General features: G+C 43.7%; 21 protein-coding genes. 20 read left to right on the top strand and 1 reads right to left on the bottom strand.

The window, feature by feature from the left end:
- Positions 1–6 precede the first annotated feature (6 nt).
- From M1D90_RS02855 to hag, 15 genes are all read left to right on the top strand, one after another.
- The gene (locus M1D90_RS02855; protein WP_020453119.1) at positions 7–1164 is read left to right on the top strand and encodes a sensor histidine kinase; all 1158 of its coding nucleotides are present in this window, start codon (positions 7–9) and stop codon (positions 1162–1164) included.
- Between the two features lie 81 nt (positions 1165–1245).
- Positions 1246–1935: a two-component system response regulator DegU gene (gene degU, locus M1D90_RS02860; protein WP_003185730.1), complete on the top strand. Its 690-nt coding sequence runs from the start codon at positions 1246–1248 to the stop codon at positions 1933–1935.
- A 119-nt stretch (positions 1936–2054) separates the two neighbouring features.
- On the top strand, positions 2055–2897 hold the full coding sequence (locus M1D90_RS02865; RefSeq protein ID WP_020453118.1) for a DegV family protein: 843 nt from the start codon (positions 2055–2057) through the stop codon (positions 2895–2897).
- 123 nt (positions 2898–3020) lie between these two features.
- Positions 3021–4415: a DEAD/DEAH box helicase gene (locus M1D90_RS02870; protein WP_128822151.1), complete on the top strand. Its 1395-nt coding sequence runs from the start codon at positions 3021–3023 to the stop codon at positions 4413–4415.
- A gap of 54 nt (positions 4416–4469) precedes the next feature.
- Entirely contained in the window at positions 4470–4754 is a 285-nt protein-coding gene (locus tag M1D90_RS02875) for a late competence development ComFB family protein (protein WP_020453116.1), read from the top strand.
- The gene (locus M1D90_RS02880; RefSeq protein ID WP_026580174.1) at positions 4711–5448 is read left to right on the top strand and encodes a ComF family protein; all 738 of its coding nucleotides are present in this window, start codon (positions 4711–4713) and stop codon (positions 5446–5448) included. The genes M1D90_RS02875 and M1D90_RS02880 overlap by 44 nt, the downstream gene beginning before the upstream one ends.
- Before the next feature lie 58 nt (positions 5449–5506).
- Positions 5507–5926 carry a TIGR03826 family flagellar region protein gene (locus tag M1D90_RS02885; RefSeq protein WP_020453114.1) on the top strand — a complete coding sequence of 140 codons (420 nt, stop codon included), beginning with the start codon at positions 5507–5509 and terminating at the stop codon, positions 5924–5926.
- Positions 5927–6005: 79 nt separating this feature from the next.
- Complete coding sequence (gene flgM, locus M1D90_RS02890; protein ID WP_020453113.1) at positions 6006–6272, top strand: flagellar biosynthesis anti-sigma factor FlgM; 267 nt, start codon at positions 6006–6008, stop codon at positions 6270–6272.
- 18 nt (positions 6273–6290) lie between these two features.
- Positions 6291–6767, top strand: coding sequence for a flagellar protein FlgN (locus M1D90_RS02895; RefSeq protein WP_075212712.1), 477 nt, complete (start codon positions 6291–6293; stop codon positions 6765–6767).
- Between the two features lie 15 nt (positions 6768–6782).
- Positions 6783–8306: a flagellar hook-associated protein FlgK gene (gene flgK, locus M1D90_RS02900; protein WP_145625002.1), complete on the top strand. Its 1524-nt coding sequence runs from the start codon at positions 6783–6785 to the stop codon at positions 8304–8306.
- 10 nt (positions 8307–8316) lie between these two features.
- Complete coding sequence (gene flgL, locus M1D90_RS02905) at positions 8317–9228, top strand: flagellar hook-associated protein FlgL (protein WP_020453110.1); 912 nt, start codon at positions 8317–8319, stop codon at positions 9226–9228.
- Between the two features lie 49 nt (positions 9229–9277).
- Positions 9278–9844, top strand: coding sequence for a DUF6470 family protein (locus M1D90_RS02910; RefSeq protein WP_075212709.1), 567 nt, complete (start codon positions 9278–9280; stop codon positions 9842–9844).
- A 21-nt stretch (positions 9845–9865) separates the two neighbouring features.
- Positions 9866–10297, top strand: a complete 432-nt coding sequence (fliW, locus tag M1D90_RS02915; protein ID WP_186438612.1) for a flagellar assembly protein FliW — start codon at positions 9866–9868, stop codon at positions 10295–10297.
- Positions 10291–10515 (top strand): carbon storage regulator CsrA, encoded by a 225-nt coding sequence (csrA, locus tag M1D90_RS02920; protein ID WP_003185697.1) that lies wholly within the window; start codon positions 10291–10293, stop codon positions 10513–10515. The genes fliW and csrA overlap by 7 nt, the downstream gene beginning before the upstream one ends.
- Positions 10516–10649: 134 nt before the next feature.
- A complete protein-coding gene (hag, locus tag M1D90_RS02925) occupies positions 10650–11540 on the top strand; it encodes a flagellin Hag (RefSeq protein WP_146874673.1) in 891 nt (296 codons plus the stop codon).
- A 141-nt stretch (positions 11541–11681) separates the two neighbouring features.
- Here hag and M1D90_RS02930 read toward each other — a convergent pair whose 3' ends face one another.
- Positions 11682–12065, bottom strand: a complete 384-nt coding sequence (locus tag M1D90_RS02930; protein ID WP_146874675.1) for a hypothetical protein — start codon at positions 12063–12065, stop codon at positions 11682–11684.
- Between the two features lie 270 nt (positions 12066–12335).
- Between M1D90_RS02930 and flaG the strand changes: the two genes are divergently transcribed.
- Genes flaG through M1D90_RS02955 form a run of 5 tightly spaced genes read left to right on the top strand, consistent with a single transcriptional unit; the run spans position 12336 to position 15326 of the window.
- Positions 12336–12677 carry a flagellar protein FlaG gene (gene flaG / locus M1D90_RS02935; RefSeq protein WP_023856383.1) on the top strand — a complete coding sequence of 114 codons (342 nt, stop codon included), beginning with the start codon at positions 12336–12338 and terminating at the stop codon, positions 12675–12677.
- Positions 12678–12696: 19 nt separating this feature from the next.
- Positions 12697–14178 carry a flagellar hook-associated protein 2 gene (locus M1D90_RS02940; RefSeq protein WP_146874679.1) on the top strand — a complete coding sequence of 494 codons (1482 nt, stop codon included), beginning with the start codon at positions 12697–12699 and terminating at the stop codon, positions 14176–14178.
- Positions 14179–14196: 18 nt separating this feature from the next.
- Complete coding sequence (gene fliS / locus M1D90_RS02945; RefSeq protein WP_020453103.1) at positions 14197–14598, top strand: flagellar export chaperone FliS; 402 nt, start codon at positions 14197–14199, stop codon at positions 14596–14598.
- Complete coding sequence (locus M1D90_RS02950; RefSeq protein ID WP_020453102.1) at positions 14598–14939, top strand: flagellar protein FliT; 342 nt, start codon at positions 14598–14600, stop codon at positions 14937–14939. The genes fliS and M1D90_RS02950 overlap by 1 nt, the downstream gene beginning before the upstream one ends.
- Positions 14940–14948: 9 nt before the next feature.
- Positions 14949–15326: a hypothetical protein gene (locus M1D90_RS02955; RefSeq protein ID WP_020453101.1), complete on the top strand. Its 378-nt coding sequence runs from the start codon at positions 14949–14951 to the stop codon at positions 15324–15326.
- Positions 15327–15510: the final 184 nt, after the last annotated feature.

Here is a 15510-nt window from a genome sequence, read left to right on the forward strand (position 1 = left end):
AAATGGGTGAGTGTTTCCAAAATGGACTCCAAAGTTTTAGATTCAATCATTATGAAGATGTTAAAAACGGTTGATGGGAGCAAGGATGAGGTCTTTCAAATCGGAGAGCAGTCCCGTCAGCAATATGAAGGCTTGGTAGAAGAGCTGAAGCAGATTAAACAGCAGGTCAACGAAGTCATCGATCTTGGAGACAGGCTGGAAGTGCATGCCCGCCATGCGCGAAACCGCTTGTCTGAGGTCAGCAGAAACTTTCATAAATTCAGTGAAGAAGAGATTCGCGAAGCTTATGAAAAAGCCCACAAACTGCAGGTTGAACTGACGATGATCCAGCAGCGTGAAAAGCAGCTGAGAGAGAAGCGTGATGATCTGGAACGGCGCCTTTTGGGGCTTCAGGAAATCATCGAGCGTTCAGAAGGGCTTGTCAGCCAGATTACTGTCGTCTTAAACTATTTAAATCAGGATCTGCGCCAGGTTGGCGTTCTCCTAGAAGATGCGCAGGCCAAACAGGATTTCGGACTGCGGATCATCGAAGCCCAAGAGGAAGAAAGAAAAAGGGTCTCAAGGGAAATCCACGACGGCCCTGCGCAAATGCTGGCCAACGTCATGATGAGATCTGAGCTGATCGAACGCATCTTCAGAGACAAAGGAACAGAAGAAGGCTTTCAGGAAATTAGAAACCTCCGGCAAAACGTCAGAAATGCTCTTTATGAAGTCAGAAGAATCATTTATGATTTAAGACCGATGGCTTTAGATGATTTGGGATTGATACCGACGCTCAGAAAATACTTGAACACGATCGAAGATTATCATGGAAAAGCAAAGATCCATTTCCAATGCATCGGAGAATCCGAAGATAGAAGAATAGCACCGCGGTTTGAGGTTGCACTTTTCCGGCTTGCACAGGAAGCAGTGACAAACGCCTTAAAACACTCCGAATCAACTGAGATTCATGTTAAAGTAGAAGTGACAAAAGATTTTGTGACGTTGATTATCAAAGACAATGGAAACGGCTTTGACTTAAAAGAAGTTAAAGGCAAGAAGAACAAATCTTTCGGTCTGCTAGGTATGAAAGAAAGAGTCGATTTGCTCGAAGGTTCAATGACAATCGATTCGAAAATAGGTCTTGGGACATTTATTTTGATTAAAGTTCCGCTGTCTTTGTAAAGATAATTGTAAAATAGAGACAAAAGACATATTGACCATAAAAGCGGTGTGTTTAACAATGAGAATGGGGAGGCGTAGCTTGTGACTAAAGTAAATATTGTAATTATTGACGATCATCAGTTATTCCGTGAAGGTGTCAAACGGATTTTGGATTTCGAACCTACCTTTGAGGTAGTGGCCGAAGGAGACGACGGAGATGAAGCGGCTCGCATTGTCGAGCACTACCATCCTGATGTGGTAATCATGGATATTAATATGCCGAATGTAAACGGCGTAGAAGCGACAAAACAACTGGTCGACTTGTATCCGGAATCAAAGGTTATTATTTTATCTATCCATGACGATGAAAACTATGTTACACATGCATTAAAAACAGGAGCCCGCGGCTATCTGCTGAAAGAAATGGATGCCGACACGCTGATCGAAGCCGTGAAAGTTGTGGCTGAAGGCGGATCTTATCTGCATCCTAAGGTTACTCATAATCTTGTGAATGAATTCCGCCGTCTTGCAACAAGCGGTGTATCATCTCACGCTCAGCATGAAGTGTATCCGGAAATCCGGAGACCTCTTCACATTCTTACCAGAAGGGAATGCGAGGTTCTGCAGATGCTGGCGGACGGAAAAAGCAACCGCGGAATCGGCGAATCATTATTTATCAGTGAAAAAACGGTTAAAAACCATGTCAGCAACATCCTTCAAAAAATGAATGTAAACGACAGAACGCAGGCTGTCGTTGTAGCCATTAAAAATGGCTGGGTAGAAATGAGATAAAGGTGGACTTGCCATAAGGCAGGTCTTTTCTTTTAGCAGAAAATCAAACTTTATAATGAAAAAAGCTGCTTTTTCTTTTAGAATAGAAAAGAGTATCTTTCATAAGGAAGGTTTATTTCATGAAAACAGCAGTAGTAACAGACAGTACGGCATATATACCTAAAGACCTGCGTGAGCGCTACAATATTTATATGATACCTCTCAATGTGATCTTTGGAGAGACTTCATACAGGGAAGAAATCGATATGAGCTGGAAGGACTATTACAAAGAAGTAAAAGCTCACGAAAATCTCCCGACGACTTCCCAGCCCGCATACGGCGAGCTGATTTCTCTCTATGAAAAACTCGGGGAAACATATGATGCGGTCATCAGCATCCACCTTTCCAGCGGCATCAGCGGAACATTCAACAGCGCTGTATCAGCACGCGGTATGCTTGAAGGAATTAAAGTGTATCCGTTTGATTCAGAAATCAGCTGCATGGCTCAAGGTTTTTATGCGATCGAAGCGGCTGAGATGGCGGAAAAAGGAGCGGCTCCGGAAGAAATCATTCGCCACTTGGATCATATGAAAACCTCAATGAGGGCTTATTTTATGGTTGACGACCTTTCGCATTTGCAAAGGGGAGGACGCCTGAGCGGCGCCCAGGCTTTTGTCGGAAGCCTTTTAAAAGTAAAGCCGATTTTGCATTTTGAGAACAAGCTGATCGTTCCCTTCGAAAAAATCCGGACGAGAAAAAAAGCGATGAACCGTTTATTTGAGCTTTTTGGCGAAGATGCCGAAAAAGGAAAGCCGTTGAGAGCGGTTGTGATTCATGCCAACCGTGAAGAAGAAGCTGATCAAATAATCGAAGAATTGTCGCAGCAATACGCACATGTCGAATTTTATAAAAGCTATTTCGGGCCTGTGATCGGCACCCACCTTGGTGAAGGAGCAATGGGTATCGCCTGGTATACAGTATAAAAGCCAATCTCCGTTTTGCAAAACGGAGATTTTTTCTTTTTCTACGGTTTTTGAGGGAGATTTTTAGATTTTGACTGTTTTACAAGAAAACATGGATGATAGATACTGAATGGCAGATTGGAGGTGATTCACATCGAACATCCGGCATCCTATTCCTGTGAATTGCGGTCATGTTTGGAGCAGCGCCACCTTCTGAAAAGCGAACTTCCTTTTCCGGAACCTGTCATTGATTGGCATATCCAAGAAGGCCTGATAAAAACGGAGGAAGGCATTAAAAAAACGAAGAGAGGCTTTGTTTGCTTGAGGTGCGGCCAGCACGAGCGCTTCTGTTTCGCTCGATATCCTTGCTATAGGTGCAATAAATGCTGCGTGTACTGCCGAGCCTGTGTCATGATGGGCAGGGTGAGCGAGTGTACGTCTCTGTTGACTTGGCGTGGACATGGCAGACATGAATGGGCGCCTGTTTACACGGAGTGGAAAGGCGTACTTTCAGCCGGTCAGGAAAAAGCGGCAAAATCTATTATCGATGCTATACGCAGGAAAGAAGAGCTGTTGATCTGGGCGGTTTGCGGATCGGGAAAAACGGAACTTCTTTTTCAAGGGATCGAATTCGCGCTGAACAACGGTTTGAGAGTATGTATCGCCACTCCGAGAACAGACGTTGTGCTTGAGCTTGAACCGCGGTTTCGCCACGCCTTTCCCGGGATGGAAATCGCCGCTTTATACGGAGGAAGCCCAGACGTTGGAACTCTCTCGCCGCTTGTCATTTCAACTACCCACCAGCTGCTCCGCTATAAAGAAGCATTTGACGTGATCATCATAGATGAAGTGGATGCTTTTCCGTATTCAATTGATAATACGCTGCAATACGCTGTTAAAAAATCGGCAAAACGGCAAAGCGCACATATCTATTTAACCGCCACGCCTTCTAGAGATATGAAGAAAAGGGCTGAGAGCGGAAAGCTGCACACCGTCCGTATTCCCGCAAGATTCCACCGCAGCCCGCTGCCTGAACCTACATTGATTTGGTGCGGAAATTGGGAAAGGGGTTTGAAACGAAGAAAAGTTCCTTTACGCCTCAAAAAATGGCTTTTTAAGCACCAGGAACTGCAGCATCCGGTTTTTCTGTTTGTTCCCTCTATCCCTGTTCTTAAAACCGTGGTCAGTCTGCTGAAAAAGGAAACATTTCGCGCAGAAGGAGTCTATGCCGAAGACCCTGAGAGAAATGAAAAAGTGAACCGGTTTAGGAAAAGTAAGCTTGAGGTGCTCGTGACGACAACGATTTTGGAAAGAGGTGTAACCGTCAAAAAAGCACAGGTTGGAGTATTGGGGGCAGAGGCGGCTGTTTTTTCGGAAAGCGCTCTTGTCCAAATGGCCGGCAGAGCCGGCAGGCATCCTGAGCACACAGATGGAGACGTCTGTTTCTTTCATCACGGTAGGACAAAGTCGATGAATGCGGCACGACGTCATATTCAATATATGAATAAACTGTCTAAAAAGGAAATGTTGATTGACTAGTCTGATATTCATGGTAAAGTATACCTATGAATATAAAATGAGGAGCGGTGCCGGATGCTAGTCAATGCTAAAGAGGCTGTTTTGGAAGAGTTGTTTGATCAGTATATCGAACAGCTGCACATGAGCTGTAAGTGCAGCAGGTGCAGAGAGGATGTGCTCGCCTTGGCTTTAAATGCAGTAAAACCGCAATATGTAACAGATGAGTCGAAGCTGACTTACATAAAAGCAGAGCTCGTTGACAAACAAAAAAATACATCAATGCTCGTCACCTTGGCTGAAGCTGCCAGAAAGGTGAATGACAACCCGCTTTGCGAAAGCAATCGAAAAGGGAGGAAATGAACTGCATTGTTTAATTTGTGAAGCGCCTCTTTTACATTCTCTTTCATGGCGCGCTTTATTCTTTTTACGATCAGAAGAGAAAATATGCAGGGCATGTAAAGACAATTTTATCAGGATCGAAGGAAGAACGGTGTGCCCTAAGTGCGGGCGCCCCCAAGAGAGCGAAGAACTTTGCGGTGACTGCCTAAAATGGGAAGCTGATCCGTTAACCCGCTCTCTTTTGAGGCAAAACCGCTCTGTCTATATTTACAATACCTTCATGAAAGAAGTCCTTGCCCGTTTTAAGTTCAGAGGTGATGCTGAACTGGTCTTCGCTTTTGCTCCTTTATTTATCAATGCTTTCCACCAATATTACCGCCGCACTCCAGCTGTTTTAGTTCCGATACCACTCAGTGAAGAACGTAAAGCGGAGCGGGGATTCAATCAGGCGGAGAGGCTTGCTTCCTTATTAAAAAAACCCGTTATGCATCCTTTGATCAGAATCGAAAATGAAAAACAATCCAAAAAAAGCAGAAAAGAACGGATCAAGCCCAAAACGGTTTTTAGAACCGAAAAGGGATCGGTAAAGAATCTGGATATCATATTGATCGACGACTTGTATACGACAGGGGCGACCCTTCATCATGCCGCTGCTTGTCTGATGACATCCGGTGAGGCAAAATCTGTATCATCATTTACATTAATTCGAAGCTAAATCATTTTTTTTCCCTGCCGATATAAAAGATAGAATTTAAGGATAGGGGTCAAAATTTATGAGTCAATTGGCGAATTGTCCAAGATGTAATGCATTGTTTATGAAAAGCAGTTTTCAAACCGTTTGCGTTTCATGCTTGAAAGAAGAAGAACGTGCGTTTGAAACCGTTTATAAATTTCTGAAAAAACAAGAAAACCGGCAGTCTACAATGTTTCAGATCGTAGAAAAAACAGGTGTCGAAGAAGAGTTAATATTGAAGTTCATCAGACAGAAACGCATTCAAATCTCCAATTTTCCGAATCTCGGCTATCCGTGCGAAAGGTGCGGCACACTTATTCGGGAAGGGCGTTATTGCCTGTCATGCGATCAAGATTTAGCATCGCAAATGAGTCAATTAGACCAGCTGGAGCAGCTTGAAAAAGAGAAGAGAAATAGTTCTAAAGGCACGTACTATACCTTTAATCCTAAAAATGACTGATTCCCTAAACTAACTTGAAGCTCAGACGATAAAATGAGTATGATCATAGATAACTATGGCGGAAAGTGAGAGGAATCCCATGAAGATCAACCAATATGGAACACAACCTGTTAATCCTTATCATAAATCATTTGAAAAACAAACAGCTTCTTCCCAGGCTGCAGCACAGCCGGAAGATAAAGTTGAGATTTCTGCGAAAGCAAAGGAGCTGCAAAAAGGCCCTGATTTAATGAAGGAGCGTCAGGAGAAAATTGCCCAGCTGAAAGCAGCCGTAGAGAATGGAACATACAAAGTGGACGGCAAAGGCATAGCTGAAAAAATGGTTAATTTTTATAAACAGCAATAAAAGGAGGAAGTCAGTTCAGTGAAACGGGTGATTGAAGAGCTGGAGCGCTTATGCGTGCTGCATGAACATCTGCTGTCTCTGTCGGAACAAAAAACGGAGGCGCTGAAGACGAACGAAATAAAGGCACTTTCAGAAATCGTGACGAAAGAACAAAAGTATGTGCAAGCCATTGAACAAACGGAGCAGTCCCGCATTGAAGCAACTAAAAGCTGTATCGGCAGCTCGGACGCGACCATCAGCGCATGTATCATCAGAGCTGCGGGCGGCGAGAAAAAGGTGCTGGAACAGCTGTATGCCAAGCTCTCACAGCTCGTCATCCGTTTAAAGGATGTGAACGATTTGAATAAGCAGCTGACTTTTCAGTCGCTTCAATTTATCTCGCTTACATTTGATATGCTCCTTCCGAAAGAAAGCGGTTCGAATTATGGAAAAGAGCAGCAGTCAAATCAGACAGGCGGGACAAAACGGCTTTCTTTATTCGACTCAAAAGCTTAGAACGGAGTGAAAAAGATGACAAACCCAACTTTTTTAGGGCTGGAAATCGCCAAAAGAGGCTTGTCCGCGCAGCAATCAGCTCTGAGCGTGACAGCGAACAATATATCTAATGCCAATACCGAAGGGTATTCAAGGCAGCGTGTCACATTTAAAGCGTCAACCCCTTATCCGTCCGTATCAAGAAACTCTGTCGGGCTTGCCGGCCAGATGGGTACAGGCGTTGAGGTCGGTTCGGTTGAACGGGTAAGAGACAGCTTTCTGGATTATCAATACCGGACGCAGAATACAAAGGCAGGCTATTACAATGCAAAAGTGGACGCTTTTAACCAAATGGAAGGGATTATGAATGAACTGAATGACACCGGGTTAAACAAGGTTCTGAATTCATTCTGGAATTCCATTCAGGAATTGACGAACAACGCTCACGAGCCGAGCGCTGCTTCTGTCGTCGGACAAAAAGGGCAGGCGGTCGCCGAGACATTTAACACTCTGTATAAATCGCTGACAACCGTTCAATCAAATTTAGGCGACCAGATTGATCAAAATGTGATGACGATCAACTCGCTTTTGTCACAGCTGAACAGCTTAAACGAGCAAATTGCCAAAGTCGAGCCGAACGGCTATCTCCCGAATGATTTGTACGATAAACGTGATCAGCTCCTTGATGAACTGTCTTCAATGGTTAATATCAAAGTCAGCTATACGAAAACTGGCGGCAACCCACTTGCAACCGCTGAAGGCATTGCATCAATCGAAATCCTGGACGAAAACGGCCAGTCTCTGGGCAAGGTTCTTGACGGACCAAACTTCACGACTGAAACTGTCAAAGTAAATTACGACAACGATACAGGCCTTGTGACAGGTGTTTCCCTCGGCGGGACGGACATCGGCATCGATTCGTTTACTAGCAAAGGATCGCTGCTCGGTTTAATTGAGTCTTACGGATATATGTCAAACGGTAAAGAAAAAGGTTTGTATCCTGAAATGCTCGCAGATCTGGATACGCTGGCGCTTGCTTTTGCGAAAGAGTTTAATGCAGTCCATCAAAGCGGGTTTACTTCATCGGGAGAACCGGGAGGCATCTTTTTTGAATTTACCGGAGGAGAGGCTGAGCCTGCAAAGGGAGCCGCCGGCAAAATCAAAGTAACCGATGAGATCATGAATTCAAAAGGCGATAAAATCGCTGCATCGCTGAATGGTGAAGCGAGCGACAACTCCAACGCGACAAATCTCGCTAATGTCTTCACCAAGAAAATTCAAATCGGCGACAAAACGACGACCGTTTTAGACTATTATGCAGGCATTATCGGTGAAATGGGTGTAAAAGCTCAGGAAACAAACAGACTGGCCAAAAATACAGAAACGCTTGTAAACACTGCTGAGTTGAACAGGCAGTCTGTAAGCGCCGTATCATTAGACGAAGAAATGTCGAACATGATCCAATTCCAGCATGCTTATAACGCAGCTGCGAGAATGATAACGCTGCAGGACGAAGTCCTCGATAAAATTATTAACGGCATGGGTGTCGTGGGAAGGTAGGTAAAGATTCATGCGGGTAACCCAAGGGATGATCGCAAAAAACTCTTTGCGCTACATCAATTCAAGCTATGGAAAGCTGGATAAGCTTCAATCCCAGATTTCGTCAGGAAAAAAGATTTCAAAGGCGTCCGATGATCCCGTCGTCGCAATGAAAAGCCTGAAGTACAATACGCAATTGTCCCAGGTTAAACAATATCAAAGCAATGCCTCCCAAGCTTTTACATGGCTTGAAAACACGGAAACGAACATTACAGAAGGCATTGATATCATGGGGAAAATCAGGGAGCTGACTGTTAAGGCTCAAAACAGTACAAACGGCGAAGAAGAACTAAATGCGATCGGAGTCGAAATCGGCCAGCTGAAAGACCAGCTGATTCAGATCGCCAATACGCAGGTCAACGGCCGCTACCTCTTTAACGGTACGAACTCTGACGTCGCTCCGATCACAAAAAACGCCGACGGTACTTACACATACAATTTTGAAAACTATACAAGCAGCTCTGACGTCAACATCAATGTTTCGCCAAACGCAACCTTAAATGTAAACTCAAATCCGATTTCGGCTTTCGGCGGGCAGTCAGGCAGCGGACAAAATGTGTTTGAAATGATTGAGTCTCTCGAGAACGCCTTAAAAGCGGGAACAATGGAAGGGATGGAAAACGCCCTCTCAGACATTGACCAGTTTTCCAATCAGATGAGCAATGAGCGGTCTGATATTGGAGCGCGCTACAATCGGCTCGAATTGATCAATTCACGGCTGAGCGAGCAGGAAGAGACGGCGACAAAAGTTTTGTCAGACAACGAAGATGTTGAGCTTGAAGAAATCATTACTGAATTTATTACACAGCAATCGGTTCACAGAGCTGCACTTGCCGTAAACGCGAAAATTGTTCAGCCGACACTGGTTGACTTTTTAAGATAAAAGCGACTCTACCCGAGTTGCTTTTTTTTAGCAAAAGGAGGATATCATAATGGAGATGCCGAGGCTGATCATGCAAAATATCCCGGGCCGCATCGGTTTAACAACAACGCCGCCGGATTTGAAAATGGAACAGCCGCGCGCCGACTTGAAAATCGAGCAGCCGCCGGCTGAACTGGAGATGACAACTACCCCTTCGAAGCTCACGATTGACCAGACTAAAGCATGGGAAGACTTAGAAAGAAAGCATATCTTTAAAAGGATTGAAGAAGGGGCGCAGCAAGGCTATCAGGATTGGCTTGCCGGAATGGCTCGGACCGCTGAAGAAGGGGACGAGATGATGCGGATTGAAATCGAAGGCAATCCGCTTGCAGACCAGGCGAGACGAATCAGCGAGCCTGAACCGATTCAAATTGGCGTTCATTTTACGCCGTCATTTGACAGGGTGAAGATCGCATATGAACCGGCTAAAGTGAACATTGAAGCGACACCGCGTAAGCCTATCATCGAAGCAACGCCGAATAAACCGGTTGTTAACTATACGCCAGGCAGTGTGAAGGTTGACATGCTCCAATATCCGGAGGTAAAAATAGATGTGGAATACCCAAAACAAAAGTAATTTAGCAAAGGATCGTGAATGATGATCATTAAAACGAAGTATCACGGAGAAACACAAATTCAAGAAGAGCAGACGATCATGTTTAAAAACGGCCTACCCGGATTTACAGGGGAGAAGAAGTTCGTCATCCTGCCGCTTTCCGAGGATTCGCCGTTTGTCGTCCTTCAGTCGATGCAGTCGGAAGAGCTTGCATTCATTGTCGCCAGTCCGTTCGTCTTTTTCAAAGATTATGGCTTTGATCTTGATGAAACGACGGTTGAACTTCTTGAAATCGAATCTGCCGAAGACGTTGAAGTGATGGCGATTTTAACGATCGAAGAGCCATTCGAGAAATCAACGGCCAATTTGATGGCGCCGATTGTCGTGAACCGCAGAAAAATGCTTGCCAAACAAGTGATTTTGCATGACTCTTCTTATCAGACTAAGCAGCCGATAGGAGGGGAAGCATGCTAGTTTTATCCCGCAAGCTCAATGAAGCGATTCAAATCGGAGACGATATCGAAGTGAAGATCATATCCGTTGACGGAGATCAGGTGAAAATCGGCATTGACGCGCCGAAGCATATCGAAATTCACCGCAAGGAAATCTATTTGGCGATCCAGGAAGAAAACAGCCGGGCCGCTTCCATCTCAAACGATTTGCTTGCGAAATTGTCCTCACAAAAAAAGTGAGGATTTTTTTATTTTTGCTATAAACAATTTTAAGGCACCTCCGATATAAAGTATGTAGCAGGAAGGACAGCCTGAATGCTCCAAAATATGCACATGGACGTGCAATCAAACACATTTCAAGGAGGAAATATACAATGAGAATCAACCACAACATTGCAGCGCTTAACACGCTGAACCGTCTGTCAGCAAACAACGGCGCAAGCCAAAAGAACATGGAGAAACTTTCTTCTGGTCTTCGCATCAACCGCGCAGGAGATGACGCAGCAGGTCTTGCAATCTCTGAAAAAATGAGAGGACAAATCCGCGGTCTTGAAATGGCTCAGAAAAACTCTCAAGACGGAATCTCTCTTATCCAAACAGCTGAAGGTGCATTGACTGAAACTCACGCGATCCTTCAACGTATGCGCGAACTTACTGTTCAAGCAGGAAACACTGGAACACAGCAAGCTGAAGACCTTAGTGCAATTAAAGATGAAATGGATGCACTAATTGAAGAAATTGATGGTATTTCAAACCGTACTGAATTTAACGGTAAAAAATTGTTAGATGGCACTTTCAAAGATACTGGTGATCCGGCAACTACAAAAAGCTTAGTGTTCCAAATTGGTGCTAATGCTACTCAACAAATTTCAGTAAACATTGAATCAATGTCAGCTACAGATCTAGGAACAGATAATACTGCTCTTAACATCAAAAATCTAGACGTAACAAAATTTGCTACTAACGAAGCTGCTGCACCTAATGACGGTTTCGACGCACAATTGAAAGTCGTTAACGATGCGATCAACCAAGTTTCTACACAACGTGCTAAACTTGGTGCGGTACAAAACCGTCTAGAGCACACAATCAACAACCTTGGTGCTTCTTCTGAGAACTTAACAGCTGCTGAGTCTCGTATCCGTGACGTTGACATGGCTAAAGAAATGAGCGAGTTCACTAAGAACAACATTCTTTCTCAAGCTTCTCAAGCGATGCTTGCTCAAGCGAACCAACAGCCGCAAAACGTTCTTCAGTTGCTTCGTTAATTGCTTAAAAAAGACCTTGGTTTTTGCCCAAGGTCTTTTTTTTGTAATATCAAACCAAGTAAATTATTAAATCCTTTTTTGTAATATTAGAAAAGAGACACTCAATCATTGACCTTAGAGTGTCTGAACACAGAATGTCTATTAATTAGTGAATTCGCTAATAATAAGTGTTCTTGTACCACTTAGTGCAGAATTCTTCCCTTTTATATAGTAGAGGTGATCCGGTTCGGTATAAACTGTTTGAACTTCTTGTTGTAGCGAGTAATCTACACTGGAAGAGGCAACTACTCTATTTCTTCCATCCGGAGTAATTTCGTAAAGTGAACAAGTACCACCACCTAGACGTGTTGCATAATAAAATATGCACCGGAAATCGCCTTCCCCAACGCCACGAAAAATATCAGCGCTTTGGCGAACTTCACCAGGGTATACAGCTACTCGAGCCAAAACTGCTGCCTTCGAAGACGAGTAAAAACTAAATGACAATACAAAGGCTAGTGCCAGCGACACAAATATTTTTTTCATGAACAAATCCCCTTTCTTGTAGATATTGTCAGTTCAATTATAACATTATAATAAATAACAAATTTGAATATTTATTGAAAGATATTTTCGTATCCAAAAGGATTTTATAATGGCTATCATAAGGAAGTTCTATCATGGTCTTACTCTTAAAATATACTGTGAGTGGCTAGTTTCTATCTACCTTGATTAATTTTTTTCCATAAAGATATTTAATCTCATTCTCCCTTAGCCGATATAAGTTTTAGATCATAGCATAGGGGATGGTAAAAATTGTCGATCAATAGATTGTCATCTTTAGAACCCATTATTGATGCTTACAAAACGCAGATGATGAATAAACAGTCTGAAGCTGTAGAACGCCCGCAGCAGACGGACGCTGCAGAATTTACATTTGCTCAGCTTGAGAAAACCGTACAAGGCGCAAACAACCTTTTAGAGCCGTCGCAAGTCCACCTTCAGTTTGTGCTTCATGAAAAACTGGGAGAGTATTATGTGAAAGTCGTGGACAATCGGACAGAGGAAGTCGTCCGTGAGATCCCGCCAAAAGAGTGGCTCGATTTTTATGCGGCGATGGCGGAGTTCATGGGATTAATTGTCGATAAAACTACATAGAACAGGAGTGTTAGATGATATGGCGATCAGAATATCAGGTTTAGCTTCAGGGATGGATGTAGACGATATTGTCAGCAAATTAATGAAAACGGAGCGCGTCCCGCTTGATAAGCTCACGCAAAAGAAACAGACTTTAGAATGGCAGCGCGACAGCTATCGTGAAATCAATACGAAAATTAAAGATTTGCAGGAATCAATCAACCTTATGCTCCGTCCTAGTACATACGGCGCGAAAAAGGTGACAAGCTCTAATGAGTCGGCTGTTACGGCAACAGGCACCACGAATGCGACATCAGGCACGATCCAAGTCAACAAGCTGGCAACTGCGGCTACCTATAAATCTTCTAGCCTTTCAGGGTATACTGGGAGCGATCAAACGTTAACTTTCCAAGTGACAGCTCCTGGAGAAACGGCTGCGAAAAAGGTTGAAATCAGTGTCAGCAGCACGGATACGCTGGATGACATCGTTTCCAAAATCAACAAATCAAATTTGGGCGTAACCGCTATGAAAGAAAAAATTTATAACGGGTCTGAATATGTGGAAACGATCGCTTTTACATCAAAAGCTACCGGCGCAGGGGGCAGCATACAGGCAGCTGATGATGCGACGGCAAGCTTTATGTCCAATCAGCTCGGTTTTGCGCTTGACGCCGACAACAAGCTGACAGCCAGCCAGGAAGGTCAAAACGCCGAAGTTGTTATCAACGGACTGCAAATTGAAAAAACAACGAACAATTTTACCGTCAGTAATGTGACATATCAGCTGAAAAATACGACGACCAGCCCTGTTTCGCTTGACGTAGCGACCGATGTTGACGGGATTTACGAGAAGATTAAAGACTTCGTTACAAAGTACAATGAACTGATCGATATGGTCAACGGCAAGCTCACGGAAAAGAAATACCGCGACTATACACCGCTGACAGAAGAACAGAAAAAAGATATGACGGAAAAGCAAATTGAGCTGTGGGAAGAAAAAGCGAAAAGCGGACTGTTAAGGGGCGACACGATTTTAAGCGGCGCCACCAACCAAATGCGTACTGATTTTTATTCAAATGTTTCTGTAAACGGCGAATCGCTGCAGCTCACTCAGTTTGGAATTACGACATCGAGCGTTTACAGTCAGCGCGGTCATTTAGAGATAAATGAAAAAAAACTGAAAGAAAAGATCGCAGAAGATCCCGACAGTGTGGCTAATCTCTTTATGGCGGGAACGAGCAGCACTGAAAACTATAATGAAAAAGGCATCATGAGACGCCTTCAGACAGTTTTGACCGATACGAAAAAGCAGATTGAGGATAAAGCCGGAAATTCAGCAATGACAAACAATCAATTTACAATCGGGAAAAACTTGAATACAGTTGAATCTGACATTTCGTCAATGAACGCCCGCCTGAAACAAGTCGAAAATCGCTATTACACAAAATTCACGGCGATGGAAAAAGCGATTCAAAAAGCGAACGAACAATCGACATACTTATTACAAATGCTTGGACAATAATATTGTGGAGGATCAAGAATGGCTTTAAACAACCCGTATGCAGCTTATCAGCAAAATTCAATCAACACGGCGACCCCTGGAGAATTGACGCTTATGCTATTTGATGGCTGCCTTAAATTTATGAAGCTGGCGAAACAGGCGATTGAACAAGAGGATATGGAAACGAAAAATACGAACCTTGTTAAAGCTCAAAAGATTATTCAGGAGCTCAATATCACTCTTGACCGGAAAGTCGAATTGGCCGCATCAATGGGGGCAATGTACGAGTATATCCACCGCCGCCTGGTTGAAGCCAACATTCGCAATGACAAAGATATCGTGACGGAAGTCGAAGGGTATGTTAAAGATTTACGCGATGCCTGGAAGCAAGCGCTTCAAATCGAACGGCAGGGCCGGTTCGGATCGGGCGGGCTGGCATAATGGAAAAGATTGAGCTGCTGTACAGCGAAACAAAACATATGCTCGCTCAAATAAAAGACGCCCCGGAAAGTGATGAGCTGGTTCAGGCAATCGAAGCTTTTCTTGAAAAACGCGATGGCTTGATCAAGGAGATCAAGCCGCCTCTTTCTGAGACAGAAAAGCAGCAGCTGCGGCAAGTGACGGATATGGAGCCATTGCTCATGGCCGAACTGAAAAGGCTGCAGCAGGCTGTCAAACATGAGCTGCTTCAGGCGAAGCAGAAGCGAGCCATGCATCATTCCTATATCAATCCGTACGCCAACATGACGATTGACGGCACATATTATGACAAGCGCAAATAGGTGATCGCTTTGACAAGCACCGACGATTACATGCTCTTAACGACTTATTATCAGCTTTTGTTTACGATTGAAGAGGGGTTTTGCTATTTAATAGAAGCGAATCAAGATTTGGCGAAGACAGAAGGAGAGCGGATTTTTAACGATCTAATCTATGCTTTTTTTCAGTTGGATTCGTCGCACGCTGTATTGCTGTCGATTTTGGAGACAAGCTGTGCCAAATCTTCGATTCGTTTTTTTGACAGAGTCTTCCGTGAGTTTGACAGTCTGATTTATTACAATTATCCGTCTGCTGAATTTCAGCATGACTTAACCCATCATTTTTTACCGCTTTATCGGGAATGGATGAAAACGATCCACCAATGCATGAGACCTTACGTTATCCATTGACGGCATACACCTGACAGGTGTATGCCATATTTTTTAAAAAGCAAAAATGGCGTTCTGATTTTATTCGCATGTGAATATATTTAAGATTTAATAAAGGGGTTCAAATGACAGGAGACAATCTTCGTCAAAATTCACGGATTTTTCACATAATTTTTACGTTTATGCAGGAATTCAGCAGGGAAAA

The organism is Bacillus sp. JZ34, assembly GCF_053903205.1.

Coding starts and splice junctions, on each gene's coding strand:
- M1D90_RS02865 (WP_020453118.1), top strand. CDS start 2,055: ATGAAAACAGCAGTAGTAACAGACAGTACGGCATATATACCTAAAGAC.
- M1D90_RS02875 (WP_020453116.1), top strand. CDS start 4,470: ATGCTAGTCAATGCTAAAGAGGCTGTTTTGGAAGAGTTGTTTGATCAG.
- csrA (WP_003185697.1), top strand. CDS start 10,291: ATGCTAGTTTTATCCCGCAAGCTCAATGAAGCGATTCAAATCGGAGAC.
- fliS (WP_020453103.1), top strand. CDS start 14,197: ATGGCTTTAAACAACCCGTATGCAGCTTATCAGCAAAATTCAATCAAC.
- flgM (WP_020453113.1), top strand. CDS start 6,006: ATGAAGATCAACCAATATGGAACACAACCTGTTAATCCTTATCATAAA.
- M1D90_RS02930 (WP_146874675.1), bottom strand. CDS start 12,065: ATGAAAAAAATATTTGTGTCGCTGGCACTAGCCTTTGTATTGTCATTT.
- M1D90_RS02910 (WP_075212709.1), top strand. CDS start 9,278: ATGGAGATGCCGAGGCTGATCATGCAAAATATCCCGGGCCGCATCGGT.
- flgK (WP_145625002.1), top strand. CDS start 6,783: ATGACAAACCCAACTTTTTTAGGGCTGGAAATCGCCAAAAGAGGCTTG.
- M1D90_RS02885 (WP_020453114.1), top strand. CDS start 5,507: ATGAGTCAATTGGCGAATTGTCCAAGATGTAATGCATTGTTTATGAAA.
- fliW (WP_186438612.1), top strand. CDS start 9,866: ATGATCATTAAAACGAAGTATCACGGAGAAACACAAATTCAAGAAGAG.
- M1D90_RS02940 (WP_146874679.1), top strand. CDS start 12,697: ATGGCGATCAGAATATCAGGTTTAGCTTCAGGGATGGATGTAGACGAT.
- flgL (WP_020453110.1), top strand. CDS start 8,317: ATGCGGGTAACCCAAGGGATGATCGCAAAAAACTCTTTGCGCTACATC.
- hag (WP_146874673.1), top strand. CDS start 10,650: ATGAGAATCAACCACAACATTGCAGCGCTTAACACGCTGAACCGTCTG.
- M1D90_RS02950 (WP_020453102.1), top strand. CDS start 14,598: ATGGAAAAGATTGAGCTGCTGTACAGCGAAACAAAACATATGCTCGCT.
- M1D90_RS02880 (WP_026580174.1), top strand. CDS start 4,711: ATGACAACCCGCTTTGCGAAAGCAATCGAAAAGGGAGGAAATGAACTG.